The sequence below is a fragment of the Micromonospora sediminicola genome (genome assembly GCF_900089585.1).
GTDB lineage: Bacteria > Actinomycetota > Actinomycetes > Mycobacteriales > Micromonosporaceae > Micromonospora > Micromonospora sediminicola.
Genome location: NZ_FLRH01000003.1, coordinates 184,256 through 200,880, shown reverse-complemented (window position 1 = coordinate 200,880; position 16,625 = coordinate 184,256). Strand labels below are relative to the sequence as shown.

Annotated in this window: 17 protein-coding genes; 6 read left to right on the top strand and 11 right to left on the bottom strand. The window is 74.1% G+C overall.

Annotated features, from left to right (window positions below; all coding sequences use genetic code 11):
- Positions 1–43: 43 nt before the first annotated feature.
- The 3 genes from GA0070622_RS01415 to GA0070622_RS01405 form a co-directional block, all read right to left on the bottom strand.
- Positions 44–1,609: an AMP-binding protein gene (locus GA0070622_RS01415; protein WP_091565788.1), complete on the bottom strand. Its 1,566-nt coding sequence runs from the start codon at positions 1,607–1,609 to the stop codon at positions 44–46.
- A 196-nt stretch (positions 1,610–1,805) separates the two neighbouring features.
- Entirely contained in the window at positions 1,806–3,020 is a 1,215-nt protein-coding gene (locus tag GA0070622_RS01410; protein ID WP_091565785.1) for an acyl-CoA dehydrogenase family protein, read from the bottom strand.
- 2 nt (positions 3,021–3,022) lie between these two features.
- Positions 3,023–3,475, bottom strand: a complete 453-nt coding sequence (locus GA0070622_RS01405; protein WP_091565780.1) for an SCP2 sterol-binding domain-containing protein — start codon at positions 3,473–3,475, stop codon at positions 3,023–3,025.
- Between the two features lie 78 nt (positions 3,476–3,553).
- On the opposite strand from GA0070622_RS01405, the gene GA0070622_RS01400 reads away from it, so the two are divergent.
- Entirely contained in the window at positions 3,554–4,192 is a 639-nt protein-coding gene (locus GA0070622_RS01400; RefSeq protein ID WP_176558752.1) for a TetR/AcrR family transcriptional regulator, read from the top strand.
- Here GA0070622_RS01400 and GA0070622_RS01395 read toward each other — a convergent pair.
- Positions 4,167–4,859: a DedA family protein gene (locus GA0070622_RS01395; RefSeq protein ID WP_091565774.1), complete on the bottom strand. Its 693-nt coding sequence runs from the start codon at positions 4,857–4,859 to the stop codon at positions 4,167–4,169. The genes GA0070622_RS01400 and GA0070622_RS01395 overlap by 26 nt on opposite strands.
- A 160-nt stretch (positions 4,860–5,019) precedes the next feature.
- Here GA0070622_RS01395 and GA0070622_RS33400 point away from each other — a divergent pair, with 160 nt between their 5' ends.
- Both GA0070622_RS33400 and GA0070622_RS01385 read left to right on the top strand, forming a co-directional pair.
- Positions 5,020–6,165, top strand: coding sequence for a sensor histidine kinase (locus GA0070622_RS33400; RefSeq protein WP_091565771.1), 1,146 nt, complete (start codon positions 5,020–5,022; stop codon positions 6,163–6,165).
- Positions 6,162–6,806 carry a response regulator gene (locus GA0070622_RS01385; protein ID WP_091565767.1) on the top strand — a complete coding sequence of 215 codons (645 nt, stop codon included), beginning with the start codon at positions 6,162–6,164 and terminating at the stop codon, positions 6,804–6,806. The genes GA0070622_RS33400 and GA0070622_RS01385 overlap by 4 nt, the downstream gene beginning before the upstream one ends.
- A 9-nt stretch (positions 6,807–6,815) precedes the next feature.
- Here the strand turns inward: GA0070622_RS01385 and GA0070622_RS01380 are convergent, their stop codons facing one another.
- From GA0070622_RS01380 to GA0070622_RS01350, 7 genes are all read right to left on the bottom strand, one after another.
- On the bottom strand, positions 6,816–7,430 hold the full coding sequence (locus GA0070622_RS01380; protein ID WP_091565763.1) for a DedA family protein: 615 nt from the start codon (positions 7,428–7,430) through the stop codon (positions 6,816–6,818).
- A gap of 25 nt (positions 7,431–7,455) precedes the next feature.
- Positions 7,456–8,715, bottom strand: coding sequence for an adenylosuccinate synthetase (locus tag GA0070622_RS01375; RefSeq protein WP_091565760.1), 1,260 nt, complete (start codon positions 8,713–8,715; stop codon positions 7,456–7,458).
- Positions 8,712–9,671, bottom strand: coding sequence for a hypothetical protein (locus GA0070622_RS01370; protein WP_091565755.1), 960 nt, complete (start codon positions 9,669–9,671; stop codon positions 8,712–8,714). The genes GA0070622_RS01375 and GA0070622_RS01370 overlap by 4 nt, the downstream gene beginning before the upstream one ends.
- A gap of 10 nt (positions 9,672–9,681) precedes the next feature.
- Positions 9,682–10,659: a BUD32 family EKC/KEOPS complex subunit gene (locus GA0070622_RS01365; protein ID WP_091565751.1), complete on the bottom strand. Its 978-nt coding sequence runs from the start codon at positions 10,657–10,659 to the stop codon at positions 9,682–9,684.
- Positions 10,656–11,408 carry an NUDIX hydrolase gene (locus tag GA0070622_RS01360; RefSeq protein WP_091576731.1) on the bottom strand — a complete coding sequence of 251 codons (753 nt, stop codon included), beginning with the start codon at positions 11,406–11,408 and terminating at the stop codon, positions 10,656–10,658. Before GA0070622_RS01360 ends, GA0070622_RS01365 begins: the two co-directional genes overlap by 4 nt.
- 85 nt (positions 11,409–11,493) lie before the next feature.
- On the bottom strand, positions 11,494–12,624 hold the full coding sequence (locus GA0070622_RS01355) for a MaoC/PaaZ C-terminal domain-containing protein (RefSeq protein ID WP_245666497.1): 1,131 nt from the start codon (positions 12,622–12,624) through the stop codon (positions 11,494–11,496).
- Positions 12,624–13,979 (bottom strand): 3-oxoacyl-ACP reductase, encoded by a 1,356-nt coding sequence (locus GA0070622_RS01350; RefSeq protein WP_091565747.1) that lies wholly within the window; start codon positions 13,977–13,979, stop codon positions 12,624–12,626. Before GA0070622_RS01350 ends, GA0070622_RS01355 begins: the two co-directional genes overlap by 1 nt.
- Before the next feature lie 54 nt (positions 13,980–14,033).
- Between GA0070622_RS01350 and GA0070622_RS01345 the strand changes: the two genes are divergently transcribed.
- From GA0070622_RS01345 to GA0070622_RS01335, 3 genes are all read left to right on the top strand, one after another.
- Positions 14,034–15,326, top strand: a complete 1,293-nt coding sequence (locus tag GA0070622_RS01345; protein WP_091565742.1) for an acetyl-CoA C-acetyltransferase — start codon at positions 14,034–14,036, stop codon at positions 15,324–15,326.
- A gap of 202 nt (positions 15,327–15,528) precedes the next feature.
- Complete coding sequence (locus GA0070622_RS01340; RefSeq protein WP_176710402.1) at positions 15,529–16,353, top strand: TNT domain-containing protein; 825 nt, start codon at positions 15,529–15,531, stop codon at positions 16,351–16,353.
- Between the two features lie 18 nt (positions 16,354–16,371).
- Positions 16,372–16,617 carry a hypothetical protein gene (locus GA0070622_RS01335; protein ID WP_091565735.1) on the top strand — a complete coding sequence of 82 codons (246 nt, stop codon included), beginning with the start codon at positions 16,372–16,374 and terminating at the stop codon, positions 16,615–16,617.
- The last annotated feature ends 8 nt before the right edge of the window (positions 16,618–16,625 follow it).

The following is a 16,625-nucleotide window of genomic DNA, read 5'->3' as shown; positions in this document are numbered from 1 at the left end:
AACACCGGGCGTCATCCGGTGTCCGTCCCGTGTGGTCAGCCGATCAGCCGAAGTACCGGCGCAGCTCCCGCCCGAGCACCTTGCCCGTCGCGTTGCGCGGCAGGTACTTGACGAAGACCACGTCGCGGGGCACGGAGAAGCGGGCCAGGTAGTGCCGGACGTACTCGCGGACCGCCTCCGGGTCGAGCGTCTCGCCGGGCCGCAGCGCCAGGAACGCGGCCAGTCGCTGGCCGTACTCCGGGTCGGGCACGCCGATCACCGCGACCTCGCGGACCTGCGGCAACCGGGCGATCAGGTCCTCCACCTCGGAGGGGAAGACGTTCTCCCCGCCCGAGACGATCATGTCGTCGGCGCGCCCGTCCACGAAGAGCAGGCCGTCCGGGTTCAGCCGCCCGAGATCGCCGGTGTCCAGCAGACCGTCGCGGCTCTCCCGGCCGGCGCCCGAGGTGTAGCCCTCGAAGAGCATCTCGTTGCCCACGAAGATCCGCCCGACCTGGCCGTCGCGGACCGGCTGGCCCGCCTCGTCCAGGATCTCCAGCCGGGTGCCGTGCGGCGGTCTGCCGGCCGTCGTGGGCGCGGCCCGCAGCTCCGCCGGGCCGGCGATGGACGCCCAGGAGACCTCGGTCGAGCCGTAGAGGTTGTAGAGCACGTCGCCGTAGCGGTCCATGAAGGCCGTGGCCAGGTTGCCGGGCAGGGCCGAGCCGCTGACCGCGACCACCTTGAGCGGCGGCCGGCGCTGCGGCGGCGCCACCTCCATGAGCCGTTGCAGCATCACCGGTACGGCGAAGAGCGCGTCGCAGGGCTGCGCGGCCAACGCGGCCACCGTGGCGGCCGGATCGAAGCGGCGGTGCAGCACGACCGTGGCCCGCAGCGCGAAGGAGACCTGGAGGGCGGCGTACCCCCAGGTGTGGAAGAGGGGCGCGGCGATCATCACCGTGTCCCGGGCGTGCAGCGGGATCCGGTCGATGATGGACACCAGTGGGCCGAAGCCGTGCGGGGTCGGCCGGCGGGCGCCCTTGGGCGTGCCGGTGGTGCCGGAGGTCAGCACGATGGTCCGGCCGTCCCGCTCCGGCGGCTGGAGCCGGTCCCCGGGCACCGCGCCCGCGATCAGCTCCTCCTGCCGCCGCTCGTCGACGCGGTGCAGCTCGGCCGGGAGACCGAGGACACGCTCGGCGAACTCGGCGTCGTGCACCAGGACCCGCAGGCCCTGCTCCTCCGTGACGGTGGCCAGCTGCGCGGCGGAGAGGCCGGTGTTGACCAGGACGGCGTCCGCGCCGAGCAGCATCGCCGCGACGATCGCCTCGATCAGCCCGTGGTGGTTGCGGCAGAGCAGGCCGACCCGGTCGCCGGTCCGCACGCCGAGGCCGGCCCGCAGGGACCGGGCCAGCCGCTCCGACCGGTCGAGCAGTTCCTGGTATGTCAGCGCGGCGCCGTGCTCGTCGACGACGGCGACGCGCCCGGGGTCGCGGGCGGCGGCCTGGCGCAGCTCGCCGGCGAGACTCCAGCCCCAGCGGCGCAGCGCGTTCAGTTGCGAGGCCACCCGGATCGGGCGGCCCGGGGTGAGCAGTCCGCGTCGGGTGAGCGTGGCGACGATGAACGGCAGGTCCAAGGCGCAACCTCCTTCGCGTTCGTGGTCTCCCGATCATGCATCCGGGCGGTTCGTCCGCCCAGCCGGCGTGATCATCAGCCCAACCTGCGGACACCCGCGGTCGTGGCCACGCCGGTCACGGACCGGCGGCCCGACCCGCGACGGGGTACGCCCGGCACGGCGTGCCGTCGCGGGTCGGGTCGGGGTCCGCCGGCGATCAGCGGATCTGCATCCCGGAGATGGCCCGGGAGATGACCAGTCGCTGGATCTCGGAGGTTCCCTCGAAGATGGTGTAGATCTTGGCGTCCCGGTACCAGCGCTCGACCGGGTGGTCGCGCAGGAAGCCGGCCCCGCCGAGGAGCTGGACCGCCCGGTCGGTCACCGAGACCGCCACCTCGCCGGCCTTGAGCTTGGACATCGAGCCCTCGCCGGCGGTGAACGGCCGGTTGTTGCGGCCCATCCAGGACGCCCGCCAGACCAGCAGCCGGGCGGCGTCGATCTCCATCTTCATGTCGGCGAGCGCGAACGCGACCGCCTGGTTCTCGATGATCGGCCGACCGAACTGGACCCGGTCCTTGGCGTAGTCGAGGGCGTACTCGTACGCGGCGCGGGCCACGCCGAGCGCCTGCGCGCCGACGGTCGGGCGGGACAGTTCGAACGTCCGCATCGCGGCCTGGCCGGAGGCGCGCTGCCCGGACCGGGCCCGGGCCAGCCGCTCGTCCAGGGCGTCCTTGCCGCCGAGCAGGCAGCGGCCCGGCACCCGGACGTCGTCGAGGAAGACGTCGGCGGTGTGCGAGGCGCGCAGCCCGAGCTTGCGCAGCTTGCGGGTGGCGTTGAGGCCGGGCGTGCCCGGGGGTACGACGAACGCGGCCTGCCCGCGCGAGCCCAGCTCCGGCTCGACCGAGGCGGTGACCACGTGCACGCCGGCGATGCCGCCGTTGGTGGCGTACGCCTTCTGCCCGTTGAGCACCCACTCGTCGGTGGCCTCGTCGTAGACGGCGCGGGTCCGCATCGACCCGACGTCGGAGCCGGCCTCCGGCTCGGTGGTGCAGAACGCGGCGACGGCCGGGGAGTCGACGTCCCCGAAGCACTGCGGGACCCACTCGACGAGCTGGTCGGGGGTGCCGGCGCCGTAGATCCCGGCGACCGCGAGGGCGGTGCCGAAGATGCTCAGGCCGATGCCGGCGTCGCCCCAGAAGAGTTCCTCGCTGGCGATCGGCAGGGAGAGGCCGGTGGGGTCGGCCCAGCAGGTGGCGAGGAACTCGAACCCGTACAGGCCGACCTTCGCCGCCTCCTGGATGACCGGCCAGGGAGTCTCCTCCCGGGCGTCCCACTCGGCCGCGGCCGGGCGCACGACCTCGGCGGCGAAGCCGTGCACCCAGTCGCGAAGGTCCCGCTGTTCCTCGTTCAGGTCGAGCGAGAACTCGGCCATGGTCAGGCCTTGGGGATGTCGAACAGGTTGGCGATGTTGGCGGCCAGGCCCAGGTCGCCCTTGGCCTTCAGCTTGCCGGTCATGAACATCATCACCGGGTTGGCGCCGCCGGAGACGATCTTCAGGAACTCGACCGGGCCCATGGTGAGGCTGAGCTTCGGGTCCCGGGTCGGGGTCTCCGAGACGGTGCAGGTGCCGTTCTCGATGACGATCTCGTAGGTGTCGGTGCCGCCGTCCGGACGACCGGTGATGTTCCAGTGGATGACCGCGTTGGTGGAGCCGGCGCGGTCGGCGCGGAACAGCGTGGGCATCCGGTTGAAGACCTCGCTGAGGATCTTGCCGCGCGCCTCACCGGACATGATCTCGGCGATCTTGTCGTCCGGGGTGGACTTGACCAGCTGCGCGAACTCCTTCGGGCCGACGTTCGCGAAGTTGGCCGGGTCGAAGTCAGTCATGGGGGAATGCACCTCTCGGGCGGGGCCGACTTGGTTACTCTGGCGTAACCTTACGCACGAGTAGGTATGCTCGCAAGAGTGTCCAGCACGCCGACCTTCAAGCGCCTCCCCCGGGCCGTACGCGAGCAGCAGATGCTCGACGCGGCGGTCAAGGTCTTCTCCCGCCGGGGCTTCCACGCCGCCAGCATGGACGAGATCGCCGACGACGCCGGCATCTCCAAGCCGATGGTCTACGCCTACCTCGGCACCAAGGAGGAGCTCTTCGTCGCCTGCCTGCACCGTGAGGGCACCCGGATGATGGAGGCCATCGCCGGGGCCGCCGCCCCGGAACTGCCCGCCGACGAGCGGCTCTGGCGCGGGCTGCGCGCCTTCTTCGGGTTCGTCGGCGCGCACCGCGACGGCTGGGCCGTGCTCTACCGCCAGGCCCGCGGCTCCCAGCCGTTCGCCGCCGAGCTGGCCGCCATGCGCGGCCGGCTGGTCGAGGTGGTCGCCGGGATGCTCGACCACGCGCTGCGCGCCTCCGGCCGCGAGGTCGGCGCCACCGACCTGGAGGTGGTCGCGTACGCCCTGGTCGGCGCCACCGAGTCGCTCGCCGACTGGTTGGCCGACCACCCCGAGGCCGACGCCGAGAAGACCGCCACCCGGATGATGAACGTGGCCTGGCTCGGCGCCGACCAGTTGCTGCGCGGCGTCACCTGGCGCCCGGGGGAGGTGTAAGGAAGGGCCCCCTGTTAACGCCTGCGGTAGAGGAGGGGTCCCCTTTTAACACCCGCGCCGCGCGGACCCGCGCCGCCCGGCGGCCCCGGGCCCAGCGCACCACCTCCACCACCAGGGTCACGGTGAGGGCCAGCCCCAGCCCGAACAGCAGGCCGCGGATCGGGTCCCGCTCGAAGGCGAGCCCGCCCAGGTAGCCCACCGACGCCGAGTAGGTGCCCCAGGTGGCGGCGGCCAGCGCGTCGAAGGCGAGGAACCGCCGGCGCGGGAACCGGGTCGCCCCCATGGTGAGGGTGACCGCGGTCCGGCCACCCGGCACGTACCGGGCCACGGTGAGGATGAGCCCACCTCGCACCGCGATGCCCCGCCGGGCCCGGTCCACCGCGGCCCGCCGCCGACCGTCCCGGGGCACACGGTCCAGCAGCCGGGCGCCGCCGTGCCGGCCGATCGCGTAGGAGACGTGGTCGCCGACCAGCGCGCCGAGCGCGGCCACGCCGATCACCAGCGGCAGGTCGGGCTGGCCGGTCGCGGCGAACACACCGGCGGTGATGACGGCGGTCTCGCTCGGTACGACGGGGAAGAACCCGTCCACCACGGCGATGGCGAACAGGGCCAGGTAGACCCAGGGCGACGAGATCGTGTCGTGGAGCAGTTCGAGAGCGGCATCCATGACGTCGATGCTGGTCGGGGCGGCGGCGGCCGGAATCTGTCGACGGTCTGCCCCGGGGGTCCACTTTCGTCGTGCCGTACCCCGAGGTGGTCTCGGGGTCGGCACCCAACCCTCCCCGAGCCCGGTCCCGTCGCGGGCCGACCGGGCCTAGGCTCGCGGGATGACCACCTGGCCGGGCGTCGTCCGGCGCGTCGAACCGTACCTGCCGGTGCTGCTGGCCGGGGCGGTGGCCGCCGCCACGTGGGCCTCGGCGACCGGTGGGCTCGGCGTCCGCTCGCCGCTGCCGACGGCGGTGATCCTCCTGCTCGCGCTGGCCACGGGCGCCTCGGTGCTCTCGTCACGCCGCTGGGCGCTCCCCGCCGCGGCCGCCGTGTGCTGGCTGGTCCTGGCCGCCTGGGCGGCCGTCGTGGTCGCGTCCTGGCGGGCCGGCACCGGCCTGCGCGGCCGGCAGCTCGCCGCGTACCTGCTCGGGACGTTCCCGGTCATGCTCGCCGGCGTGGCGGTCGGCAGCGCGGTGGGTGGCGAACGCCGCCTGGTCATGGCCACCCCCGGGAACGCGGTGGTCTTCTACGCCTGGTTGGTGATCGCCCCGGCGATCGTCGGGCTCTGGATCCGGGCCCGGCGGGACGCCCTGGCCGCCCTGCGGGACCGGGCCGAGCGGCTGGAGCGGGAGCAGGAGGCGCGAGCCGACCGGGTCCGCGCCGAGGAGCGGGCCAGGATCGCCCGTGAGATGCACGACGTGGTGGCGCACCGGGTCTCGCTCATGGTGGTGCACGCGGGCGCGCTGGAGGTGACCACCGCCGACCAGACCACCGTCGAGACGGCCGCGTTGATCCGGTCCACCGGCCGGGCCGCGCTGACCGATCTGCGGGAGGTGCTCGGCGTGCTGCGCCAGGAACCGCCGCTGCCGCTGCCCGGCCGGGACGCGGTCGGCGAACTGGTCCGCGAGTCGCGCGCGGCCGGCCTCCGGGTCAGCCTGACCGACGAGGTGGCGCCCGGCCCGGTGCCGGGCGCGGTGGCCCGGACCGTGCACCGGGTGGTCCAGGAGGGGCTGACCAACGTGCGGAAACACGCCCCGGACGCGGCGGTCGCCGTCCGCCTGCGGCACCTGCCCGAGGAGGGGGTCGAGGTGACCGTCCGCAACGACCCGTCCGCCCGTACCGGCCCGGCGCTGCCCGGTGCCGGGCTCGGACTGGTCGGCCTGCGGGAACGGGTCGAGCTGACCGGTGGACGGCTGACGGCCGGACCCACCCCCGACGGGGGATTCCTGCTGCACGCGCTGATGCCGGCCGGGGAGGCGACGTGATCCGGGTCGTGATCGCCGACGACGAGCAGCTCATCCGCGCCGGGCTCCGGCTGATCCTGGAGGCGGCGCCGGACATCGCCGTGGTCGGCGAGGCCGCCGACGGGACCGAGGCGCGGGCCGCCGCCGAGCGGCTGCGGCCCGACGTGGTGCTGCTGGACGTGCGCATGCCCGGCCTCGACGGGCTGGCCGCGGCCCCCGCGATCGTGGCCGCGGGCCCGAAGGTGGTCATGCTGACCACCTTCGACCTGGACGAGTACGTGCACGAGGCGCTCCGCGCCGGCGCGGTCGGCTTCCTGCTCAAGGACACGCCTCCCCGGGAACTCGCCGCCGCGGTACGGACCGTCGCCGCCGGGAACGCCATGCTCGCCCCGACGGTGACCCGGCGGCTGATCAGTTCGTTCGCCGAGCGCGGTCCGGCGCGGCGGGAGGCCGCCCGGCAGCGACTGGCCCGGCTGACCGACCGGGAGGCGGCGATCGTCCGCGAGGTGGCCCGGGGTGACGGCAACGCCGAGGTGGCCCGCCGGGTCGGCGCCAGCGAGGCGACCGTGAAGACGCACGTCAGCCGCGCGTTGGCCAAGCTCGGCGTGGCCAACCGGGTGCAGCTCGCCATCCTCGTGCACGACGCCGACCTGCTGGGGTGACGGCACCGGTCAGCGGTGGGCGGCCCGGGCGCGGGCCCGACGGCGGGCCCAGCGAACGGCCTCGAACAGCCCGGTGACCGCCAGCGACAGGCCGACGCCGGCGAGCAGGGCGGTGACCGGGTTGTGCTCGAACGCCAGCCCGCCGAAATAGCCGAGCAGCCCGCAGTAGATCCCCCACGTGACGCAGGCCAGCGCGTCGTACAGCAGGAACGAGCGCGCCGGGTAGCGGACCGCGCCCATGGTGAGCGTGACCGCGGTCCGGCCGCCGGGGACGTACCGGGCGGTGGTCAGGATCATCCCGCCCCGCCGGTCCACCGCCCGGCGGGCCCACTCGGAACTCGCCCGCCGCCGGCTGTCCGCCGGCAGCCGGGCCAGCCGGTGCGCGCCCCCACCGCGCCCGATGGCGTACGAGACGTGGTCGCCGATCAGCGCGCCGAGCGCGGCGGTCACGATCACCAGGGTCAGGTTCGGCTCGCCGCCGGCGGCGAACACGCCAGCGGTGATCACCACGGTCTCGCCCGGCACCGCCGGGAAGAACGCGTCGACGGCGGTGACCGCGATGATCACCAGGTACACCCACGGCGAGGTCACCGTGTGGTGCAGCAGGTCGAGCACGTCCCCCATGTCTCCCATGCTCGGCGCTGCGGTGTTAAGCGGGGGCCCTTCCTATACAAAAGGCGTTAACAAGGGCCCCTTCCTTCTCCTCGGCGGTGGGGCCGTGCGAGGTGAGCACCACGGGCGCGCCGAGCGCCTCCGAGACGGCCGCCGGCCAGTCGTCCGGCGCCTCGTCCAACACCGGCCGGGCCCGCATCAGCCGGGCCGTCAACGCCGCCTGCCGTCCCAGGTCACCGGCCGGCCCGGGGACGAGCCGGTCGACCCCCTCGTAGCGGCGGCAGATCCGCAGCTCGGGTCCGGCCAGGTCGAGGTGGGTCAGCGCCAGCCCGTCCACGCCGCCGGCCACGTCGAGGGCGTACCGGTGGGCGACCGCGTCGAAGTGCCCGAACCGGAACCGGCCCTGCCACGGGTTGGTCGGATTGCGCGGGTCGGTGAACGGCAGCGCCGGGTCCTCCGTGACCAGCGGGCCCGGGCCGTGCCGGGTGGTGGTCACCCGCAGCACCCCGAGCCGCTGCGCGGTGCCGGCCATCCCCGCCTCGGCGAGCAGCGTCTCCGCGTTGGCGAACGTCGTGGTGCTCCATGTGGTGTACGGGTGGAATCCGTGCCACTCGTCCAGCAGCACCCCCTGCGCGCCCTCGAACACGCAGGTGCCCTCGCGCAGCGCCCCGGCGAGCCAGCTCCGGTCGACGATCGCCACCCGGTCGGCGAACGCGGCGTACGCGGGCAGGCAGTCGTCCACCGGCGGCGCGTCCAGCGGCCCCAGCTCGGCGATGAGCCGGTCGCGCAGCGCGGCCAGCCGCCGACGCAGCACCGCCGGGTGGCGGCAGTCCGCCACCCGGGGCGCCTCGTCGGGGTGGGCGAGGCCGTACGCGACCGCCTCGCCCACCCCGAGCCCGCAGGAGCCGTGCCGGTCGGCTCCCCGGGCGATCTCCCGGGCCCGGTTGGCGGCCCGGTGGTACGGGGTGGCCAGCAGCGCCTCCCCGTCCACGGTCAGCCGGTCGAGCGCGTCGGGCACACCGACCGCCGCGAGGTGGTCGGCCTCGGCGGCCAGCGCCAGCGGGTCCACCACGACGTGCCGGGCCAGGTGGGTCCGTACGCCGGGGCGGAACGTGCCGGCCCCGAACTGGGCGAACGTGTGCGCCCGCCCGTCGCGCAGGACGACGTTGTGCGCCGCCTGCGCGCCCCCGTTGAACCGGACCACCGTGTGCACCGGCCGGGTGGCGCAGAGCAGGTCGACGACCGTGCCCTTGCCGGCGTCGCCGTAGCCGAGGTCGACCACCGTCACGTGGTTCACAGCCGGGTGACCCCGCTTCCACCGTCGGTCGGGGTGAACGGCAGCGTGGCCACCGCCCGTCGGCCGGAGCCGAGCCGGGCCAGCGCCCGGGAGACCGTGCGGGTGGCGGTCGAGCCGGCCCGGTCCAGGTCGCGCAGCCCGTCGTCCAGGTCGATGGCCTGCTCGCCGAGGCCGACGGTGAGCGCGATCGTCTCGCAGACCGCGTCCAGGTCGTCCAGCTCGACCGCGTTCTGCCCGAGCAGGCCGCGCCAGAAGTCGAGCACCTTGCGGTTTCCGGCGTAGTGGCTGCCGGCGGGAAGCAGGTAGTAGGTGTCCCAGCGGGCGGTCACCTCGTCCACGATCTGCCGGACCGGCACGTCCTCGCGCAGGTCGTCGCCGATCAGCCGAGCCACCTCGCCGGCCTTCGCCCGGGGGTACGCCAACTCGTCGCCGATGATGAACAGGTAGCCGCGCCGGCCACGCTTCTCCCAGCTGTCGGTGGCCGTGTGCCGGGCCATGAAATAGAGCGCCAGCTCGTACGACTCCATCATCTGGCCACCCCCGCCGCCCTCAAGCACGATCCGGCCGAGGTCGTCGTCCATCCGGTTGTCGGACTCGAACTGCCCGACCTGCAACGGCACCCGGTCGCACGTGGCGTCGCCGATCGCGCCGAACATGACCTGCGGGTCCTTCGCGTACCCCTGGCGCAGCAGCAGGCCGAGCAGCTGCGGCAGCTTGCTCTGCAACACCCGGGGCACGTGGCCCATCGAGCCGGTGACGTCGAACAGCACGGCGATCGGCGTCGACCGCGGGTGCTCGGCCGAGTCGCGGCTCTCCCGCGCCGCGTCGCGCGGGTCGAGCGCCGGGTGCACCGTGCGGGCGCCGCTGTCGCTGTACGAGAACGCACTCCTGCCGGTGCGGCGCCGGTAACGGTCGGCGGCGTCGTACACGTCGGTGGACCAGATTCCACTGCCCATGGCAGCCTCCCTAGGGGTTGAGGGTGAAGGGTCGGAAGGTGCGCGGCCCGTAGAGCCGGTGCAGCACCTCGTCCAGTTCGCGCAGCAGCCGCCAGGCGTCGTCGGGTCGGGCGGACGGCGTGGGCTGCCGGCAGCCGTCGGCGAAGGCGCGCAGCTCGTGCGGGGCGCGGTCGCCCATCAGCCAGGTCATGCAGCGGGTGGCCAGCGCGATGTCGGTGCCCGGACCGCACTGCCGCTTCGCGGCGACCTCCGGCGGATACCAGTCCTCCTGGCCGGGCACCAGCGCCGGCACGAGCCCGCCCGGCTCGGCCGAGAAACACCAGTCCACGAGCACCACGCCGTGCGCGTCCGGCTCGATCAGCACGTGCCGGGGCAGCACCGCGCCGTGCACCACGCCGGCCCGGTGGGCCAGGCCGAGCGCCACGAGCAGCCGCCGCCACATCCAGGCCGCGTCGCGCGGGTCGACCCCGTCCGGGTACGCCCGGCGCACGTCCTCCAGGCTGTGCAGCCCGGGCGGGGTGGCCAGCACGTTGACCAGCCGTTCCGCTCCGGTCGACGGGTCACGCACCGGGTAGGAGTCGACCAGCCGGGGCACGTAGGCCAGGTGGCGTGCGTCGCCGCGCTCGGCGATCCGCCGCAACGCCCGCGCCTCGCGCGCCATCAGGTCGTTGTCGCCGGGGTGCCGGGGCACCTTGATCAGGTGACAAGAAGGGGCCCCTCCTCTACCGGAGGCGTTAAGAAGGGGCCCTTCCTTGCGGTGCAGGGTGGCGATGTCGCCGGCGTGCGCCTCGGGGTTGCGCCAGCGGGTGGTGACCGTGGTCAGGGCGGCGGTGGCGGCGGCGCGGACCCGGGGGTCGGCCGCGCCCAGCCGGTCGGGGTGCAGCGCGCCGACCAGCTCCCGGTAGCGACGGGCCGGCGCCTCGGCGCCGAACAGGTCGGCGTGACTGCGGGCGGCGGTGACCAGCCGGATCGCCTCCTCGGTGGTCATCGCACCGTCTCCTCCCGGGCGGGGCGCAGCAGCGCCGGGTGGAGCAGCCGGGCGTCGCCGGCGCGGTAGAGCTTGGCGCGAGGGCCGCCGCGCGCGCCGCCGCGTTCGGTGCTGGCGCCGGTGCTCTCCACGAAGCCGGGCACGGAGAGCACCTTGCGGTGGAAGTTGCCGGCGTGCAGCGGGTGGCCCCAGACCGTCTCGTAGACCGCGCGCAGCTCGGTGATCGTGAACTCGGGGGCGAGGAAGCGGGTGGCCAGCGGCGTGTACTCCAGCTTGGACCGGGCCCGCTCCAGCCCGTCGTCGATGATCCGGCCGTGGTCGAAGGCGAGCTGTCGGCTGGTCAGCGCGGTGACCGGCAGCCAGCTCGCCTCGTCGGCGTCGGTGTCGGCCACCGGGTCGGGCAGGTCGGGGGCGAACGCCAGGTGGGCGATCGACACCACCCGCATGCGGGGGTCGCGGTCGGGGGCGCCGTAGCTGCCGAGCTGTTCCAGGTGCACCCGGCGCAGCCGGTCGCCGCCGAGCCCGGTCTCCTCGGCCAGCTCGCGCCGGGCGCCGGCGGTGAGGTCCTCGTCCGGGTGGACGAAGCCGCCGGGCAGCGCCCAGTGCCCCGCGTACGGCGGCGCGCCGCGCCGGATCAGCAGCAGGTGCAGCGCGCCCTCGCGGATGGTCAGCGCGACCACGTCGACGGTGACCGCGACCGCCGGGTAGTCCCGGGGGTCGTATCCGGCGAGGAAGTCCTGCTCGTTCACGGCGCTCACTCTCTCGGGTTGAGAACAACTCAATCTGAGAACAACGTAGCGCACGAAAGAGGGGGCCGACAAGCCCCCTCTTTCCTCAGCGGACGGTGCCGACCAGGTGCGGCCGTCCGTCCCGTGCGCCGTGCAGCCCGAAGTCCCAGCCCGCGCCGCCGGCGGTCGCACCGAACGCCACAGTGGACGGCAGCGGCACCGGCAGCTTGAACGCCACATCCACGGTGTACGCGTCGGGCAGCCGACTCTCCAACGCCGCCAGGCAGCGGGCCTTGCTCCACATGCCGTGCGCGATCGGACGCGGGAAACCGAACAGTCGCGCGCCCAGCTTCGAGGTGTGGATCGGGTTGTGATCGCCGGAGACGCGCGCGTAGTCCGTGCCGACCCGGGGCGTCACCCGCCACTGCGCGGAGAAGGCCGGCGGCGCGGGCCGGTCGCCCCGGTCGCGCCGCGGGCCGCCGCCGGCCGCGCGCTCCTTCCCGAGGTACGTCGACACCCCCCGCCACACCTCCTCGCCGTCGACCGAGCCGACCAGCACCACGTCGAGCTGCCGGCCGCGTTCGTGCGGGCGCAGGTTCTCCGCGTACGTGCGGAAGTCGACGCTCTCGCCCACCCGGACGGGGCGGGCCACGGTGATCCGGTTGGCCACGTGCACCACGCCGGTGAGCGGGATCGGGAAGTCGGCGGCGGTCATCAGCCGCAGTGACAGCGGAAACCCGAGCACGTGCAGGTACGTCGCCGGCAGCCGGTCGGCCAGCCGGAAACCGCAGACCCGGTCGTAGTCGGCCAGGTGCGCCCGGTCCACCGTCACCCCGGCCACACTCAGCTCCAGAGCGGGCAGCTTTCGCCCCCGCCGACGACCCGTGCCGGGCAGCGCCCCCAGCAGGGCCCGCCGATAGAGCGCCCCCGCCCCCGGCAGCCGCCCCAGCTCGACACGCGCCCGCTCCCCCTGCCCCCCACCCGGGCTCCCACCCGGGCTCCCACCCGGGCTCCCACCCGGTCGATCATGAAGTTGGCGGCGTTGTGGATCTCCGGAAGTGCCGTCAACCTCATGATCGACGGGGCGGGGTGGGACGAGTGCGGAGAGGTCCTGGGTCGCCTCGGCCTGGGGAGTGCGCGCGGCCAGGGCCGACCGGGCGGAGGTGAGGTCCTGGGTGGGGCCCTCGATCAGGTCGTGCAGGGTGAGGTCGTCGGGCTCGTGGTCGCGGGACGCCATCACGCCCCCAGCAGGCTCTGGCCGCAGACCCGGACCACGTTGCCGCTGACCGCGCCGGTCGCCGGCCAGGAGAGCCAGCCGATCGTCTCGGCCACGTCCACCGGCAGGCCGCCCTGGGCCAGGCTGTTCATCCGCCGCCCCGCCTCGCGGATCATCAGCGGGATGCGCGCGGTCAACCGGGTCTCGATGAACCCGGGCGCGACCGCGTTCAGGCTGATCCCGCGCTCGCGCAGCACCGGGGAGAGCGAGTCGACCAGGCCGATCACGCCGGCCTTGCTGGTCGCGTAGTTGGTCTGCCCCCGGTTGCCGGCGATCCCGGCGATCGAGGAGACCGACACGATCCGGCCGCCGGCCGGGATCAGGTCGCGCTCCAGCAGCACGTCGTTGATCCGCTCCTGGCTGGACAGGTTCACGTCGATCACCGAGTCCCACCGGTCGGCGTCCATCCGGCCGAGCGTCTTGTCCCGGGTGATACCGGCGTTGTGCACCACCACGTCGACCCGGCCGTGCCGGGACGCCAGGTGCTCGGCCAGCCGGGCCGGCGCGTCCGGCGCGGTCAGGTCGAGCTGCACCGCGCTGCCGCCGATTCCGTTGGCCACCGCCGCCAGTTCGTCGCCGGCCGCCGGGATGTCCAGCGCCACCACCTGCGCGCCGTCCCGGGCGAGCACCGTCGCCAGCGCCGCGCCGATGCCCCGGGCCGCGCCGGTGACCAGCACGACCTGCCCGTCCAGCGGCCGATTCCAGTCGGCCGGCGCGGCGGCGGCGCCGGCGCCGACCCGGATCACCTGGCCCGAGACGTACGCGGAGCGGCCGGAGAGCAGGAAGCGCAGGGTGGACTCCAGGCTCACCGGGGTGCCGGCGTCGCCGTCGCGGGTGACGTACACGAGCTGGGCGGTGACACCCCGGCCGAACTCCTTGCCGATGCTGCGGGTCAGCCCTTCCAGGGCGCGCTGGGCGGTCGCCTCCCGGGGTGAGCCGCACTCGTCCGGCGGCGTGCCCAGCACGATCACCCGGCCGCTGGGCAGCACCGATCGGGCCTGCGGGTGGAAGAAGTCGTAGAGCTGGCGCAGCTCGGCGGAGTCGGTGATGCCGCTGGCGTCGTACACCAGGGCGGCGAAACGGCTGTCGGCGGTGGTGGCGGCCGGGTCGGTCAGCTCGACCCCGGCGGCGGCCAGGATCTTGCCGGCCGGCTCGGCGAGCCGGCCGCCGGTCGAGGAGCCGAGCAGGACCGGCCCGGGAACGAGCGGGTCGCCCGGCGTGTGCCGGCGCAGTCGGGGCGGGTCGGGCAGCCCGAGGCGCTTGACCAGCGCGCGACCGGCCCCCGTCTGGACGAAGCTCGCGTACCTGTCGGTCATAGGCGTAGCCTACTGGCGAGTAGGGTTCGGGCAACAGCTTCGAGGAGGCCGATCGTGCAGAGTGTCCGGCGGGTCGCGGTGATCGGCGGCAACCGCATCCCCTTCGCCCGGTCCAACTCGCGCTACGCGCACGCGTCGAACGCGGACATGCTGGGCGCGGCGCTCGACGGGCTGGTCGCCCGGTTCGGGCTGGCCGGCGAACGGCTCGGCGAGGTGGTGGCCGGCGCGGTGCTCAAGCACTCCCGGGACTTCAACCTCACCCGGGAGGTGGTGCTCGGCTCCCGCCTCGACCCGCACACCCCGGCGTACGACGTCCAGCAGGCCTGCGGCACCGGACTGGAGGCCGCCATCCTGGTCGCCAACAAGATCGCCCTCGGGCAGATCGACGCCGGCATCGCCGGTGGCGTCGACACCACCTCCGACGCGCCGCTCGCGGTCAACGAGGACATGCGCCGCACGCTGATCCAGCTCAACTCGGCCCGGACCCTCGGCGAACGGCTCAGGATCGCGGCGAAGCTGCGCCCGCTCCAGCCGTTCAAGCCGGAGATCCCGCGCAACGCCGAGCCGCGTACCGGGCTGTCCATGGGTGAGCACGCCGCCCGCACGGCGCTGCGCTGGAACATCGACCGGGCCGCCCAGGACGAGTTGGCGCTCCGGTCGCACCAGCGGCTCGCGGCCGCGTACGACAAGGGGTTCTTCGACGACCTGATGACCCCCTACCTGGGGTTGACCCGCGACCAGAACCTCCGCGCGGACACCAGCGCGGAGAAGCTCGGCTCGCTCAAGCCGGTCTTCGGCGCCAAGGGCCCGGACGCCGAGCGGGCCACCATGACCGCCGGCAACTCGTCCCCGCTCACCGACGGCGCGTCGACCGTGCTGCTCGCCTCGGAGGAGTGGGCGCGGGAGCACAACCTGCCGGTACTGGCCTGGTTCTCCTGGTCCGAGACGGCCGCCGTCGACTTCGTGCACGGCGACGAGGGGCTGCTGATGGCCCCCGCCTACGCGGTGCCCCGGATGCTGTCCCGGGCCGGGCTGACGCTTCAGGACTTCGACTTCTACGAGATCCACGAGGCGTTCGCGTCGCAGGTGCTGGCCACCCTCGCGGCCTGGGAGTCGCCGGAGTTCTGCAAGGAGCGCCTCGGCCTGGACGCGCCGCTCGGCTCGATCGACCGGGACAAGCTCAACGTCAACGGCTCGTCGCTGGCGGCCGGGCACCCGTTCGCCGCCACCGGCGGCCGGATCGTCGCCACGCTGGCCAAGCTGCTCGACGCCAAGGGGAGCGGGCGCGGCCTGATCTCCATCTGCGCGGCCGGCGGGCAGGGCGTGACCGCCATCCTGGAGCGCTGAACGGGCGACGCCCGCCCGGCTCGGGCCGGGCGGGCGTCGTGCGTCGGGAACGGATCAGCCGTCGACGGTGAACTTCTCCCACGCCGCAGGTGGAAGCGTGACGATCGCCCGAACAGGTAGTGAACCGGATAAAAACTCATTTTAATGATGAAAGCCTCTCAGGATGGCGGTGACGGATCCACGCCATCACAGGAGGTTCACGGTGAAAACTCGCCGTTGGTTGTTGGCCGCGCTCTCCGGCGCGGCCCTGACGCTGGCCCCCGGGCCCGCGCTGTCCGCCCTCGGGCCCTCGGCGGCGCTGGCCCAGACCGCCACGGTGGTCGACGAACGGGCCGCCGGTGTCACGCCGGCCGGTCCGCAACCCGGGCCGGTCACCCCGAGCCTCTGCGCGCCCAGGGTTCCGCCGACCGCCCCGCAGACCACCGAGTTCTACGACAACAACCGGCTGCTCGGGCCGCTCAACCTGCCCACCGCGTCGCCGGTCGGGCCGCTGCTCGCCGGCTACCAACGGCTCGGCGCGCAGACCGAGGCCGAATGGCTGAAGAACTGGACCAGCGGACCGACCACCCTGCTCTTCCCGCCGGAGGACGGCTTCGTCCTGGACCCGCACGGCGCGCCGATCAAGGCCCGGCAGGTCCTGCTGCCCGGCTACCGGGTGGACCGCTTCGGCAACCCGACCGGCGCCTTCCTGGCGCCGCTCGGCACCCCGTTCAGCTCGCGCTCACTGGCGCCGCAGAGTCTGAACACCCCGCCGACGCCGCCGGCCACCACGCCGCTCGCCCCGCTGGCCAACTACCACACGTACTGCGTGGTCAAGCCGTTCCCGGTGGACTCCGGGCCGATCGCGCCCTGGTTCGCCCAGCCCGGCATGGGCACCCAGTTCGAGTTGAACCAGGCCTACTTCCCGCAGGCGTCGGACCCGGTGAACGTGCAGTGGCTGCTCGACCACGGGTTCCTCGTGGAGGAGTACCTGGACGGCCTCTGCACCGACCCGACCGGGTGGGCGCAGTCGTCGCAGATCTGCTGAGCCGATCGGAGGTCGGGCGTGGACCGGTACGAGTTGCGGACCGCACTGCTGGCCGCGGGGGTGTCACCCGACGCCTTCCAGCTGGCGGACGCGCACGAGTACCAACCGGTCCCGCCCGACTTCTGGTTCCTCCGGCCCGGTGACGGCGGTTGGGAGATCGGCCCCTACGAGCGCGGCCGGTACCGGCTGTGGCGGCGGTACGCCTCCGAGGCGGAGGCGGCCGACGCGCTGTTCCACATCCTGGCCGAGCACCCGGCGCCCTGAGCACCCCT

Coding starts and splice junctions, on each gene's coding strand:
- GA0070622_RS01410 (WP_091565785.1), bottom strand. CDS start 3,020: ATGGCCGAGTTCTCGCTCGACCTGAACGAGGAACAGCGGGACCTTCGC.
- GA0070622_RS01405 (WP_091565780.1), bottom strand. CDS start 3,475: ATGACTGACTTCGACCCGGCCAACTTCGCGAACGTCGGCCCGAAGGAG.
- GA0070622_RS01395 (WP_091565774.1), bottom strand. CDS start 4,859: ATGGATGCCGCTCTCGAACTGCTCCACGACACGATCTCGTCGCCCTGG.
- GA0070622_RS33400 (WP_091565771.1), top strand. CDS start 5,020: ATGACCACCTGGCCGGGCGTCGTCCGGCGCGTCGAACCGTACCTGCCG.
- GA0070622_RS01380 (WP_091565763.1), bottom strand. CDS start 7,430: ATGGGGGACGTGCTCGACCTGCTGCACCACACGGTGACCTCGCCGTGG.
- GA0070622_RS01370 (WP_091565755.1), bottom strand. CDS start 9,671: ATGGGCAGTGGAATCTGGTCCACCGACGTGTACGACGCCGCCGACCGT.
- GA0070622_RS01365 (WP_091565751.1), bottom strand. CDS start 10,659: ATGACCACCGAGGAGGCGATCCGGCTGGTCACCGCCGCCCGCAGTCAC.
- GA0070622_RS01355 (WP_245666497.1), bottom strand. CDS start 12,624: ATGGCGTCCCGCGACCACGAGCCCGACGACCTCACCCTGCACGACCTG.
- GA0070622_RS01350 (WP_091565747.1), bottom strand. CDS start 13,979: ATGACCGACAGGTACGCGAGCTTCGTCCAGACGGGGGCCGGTCGCGCG.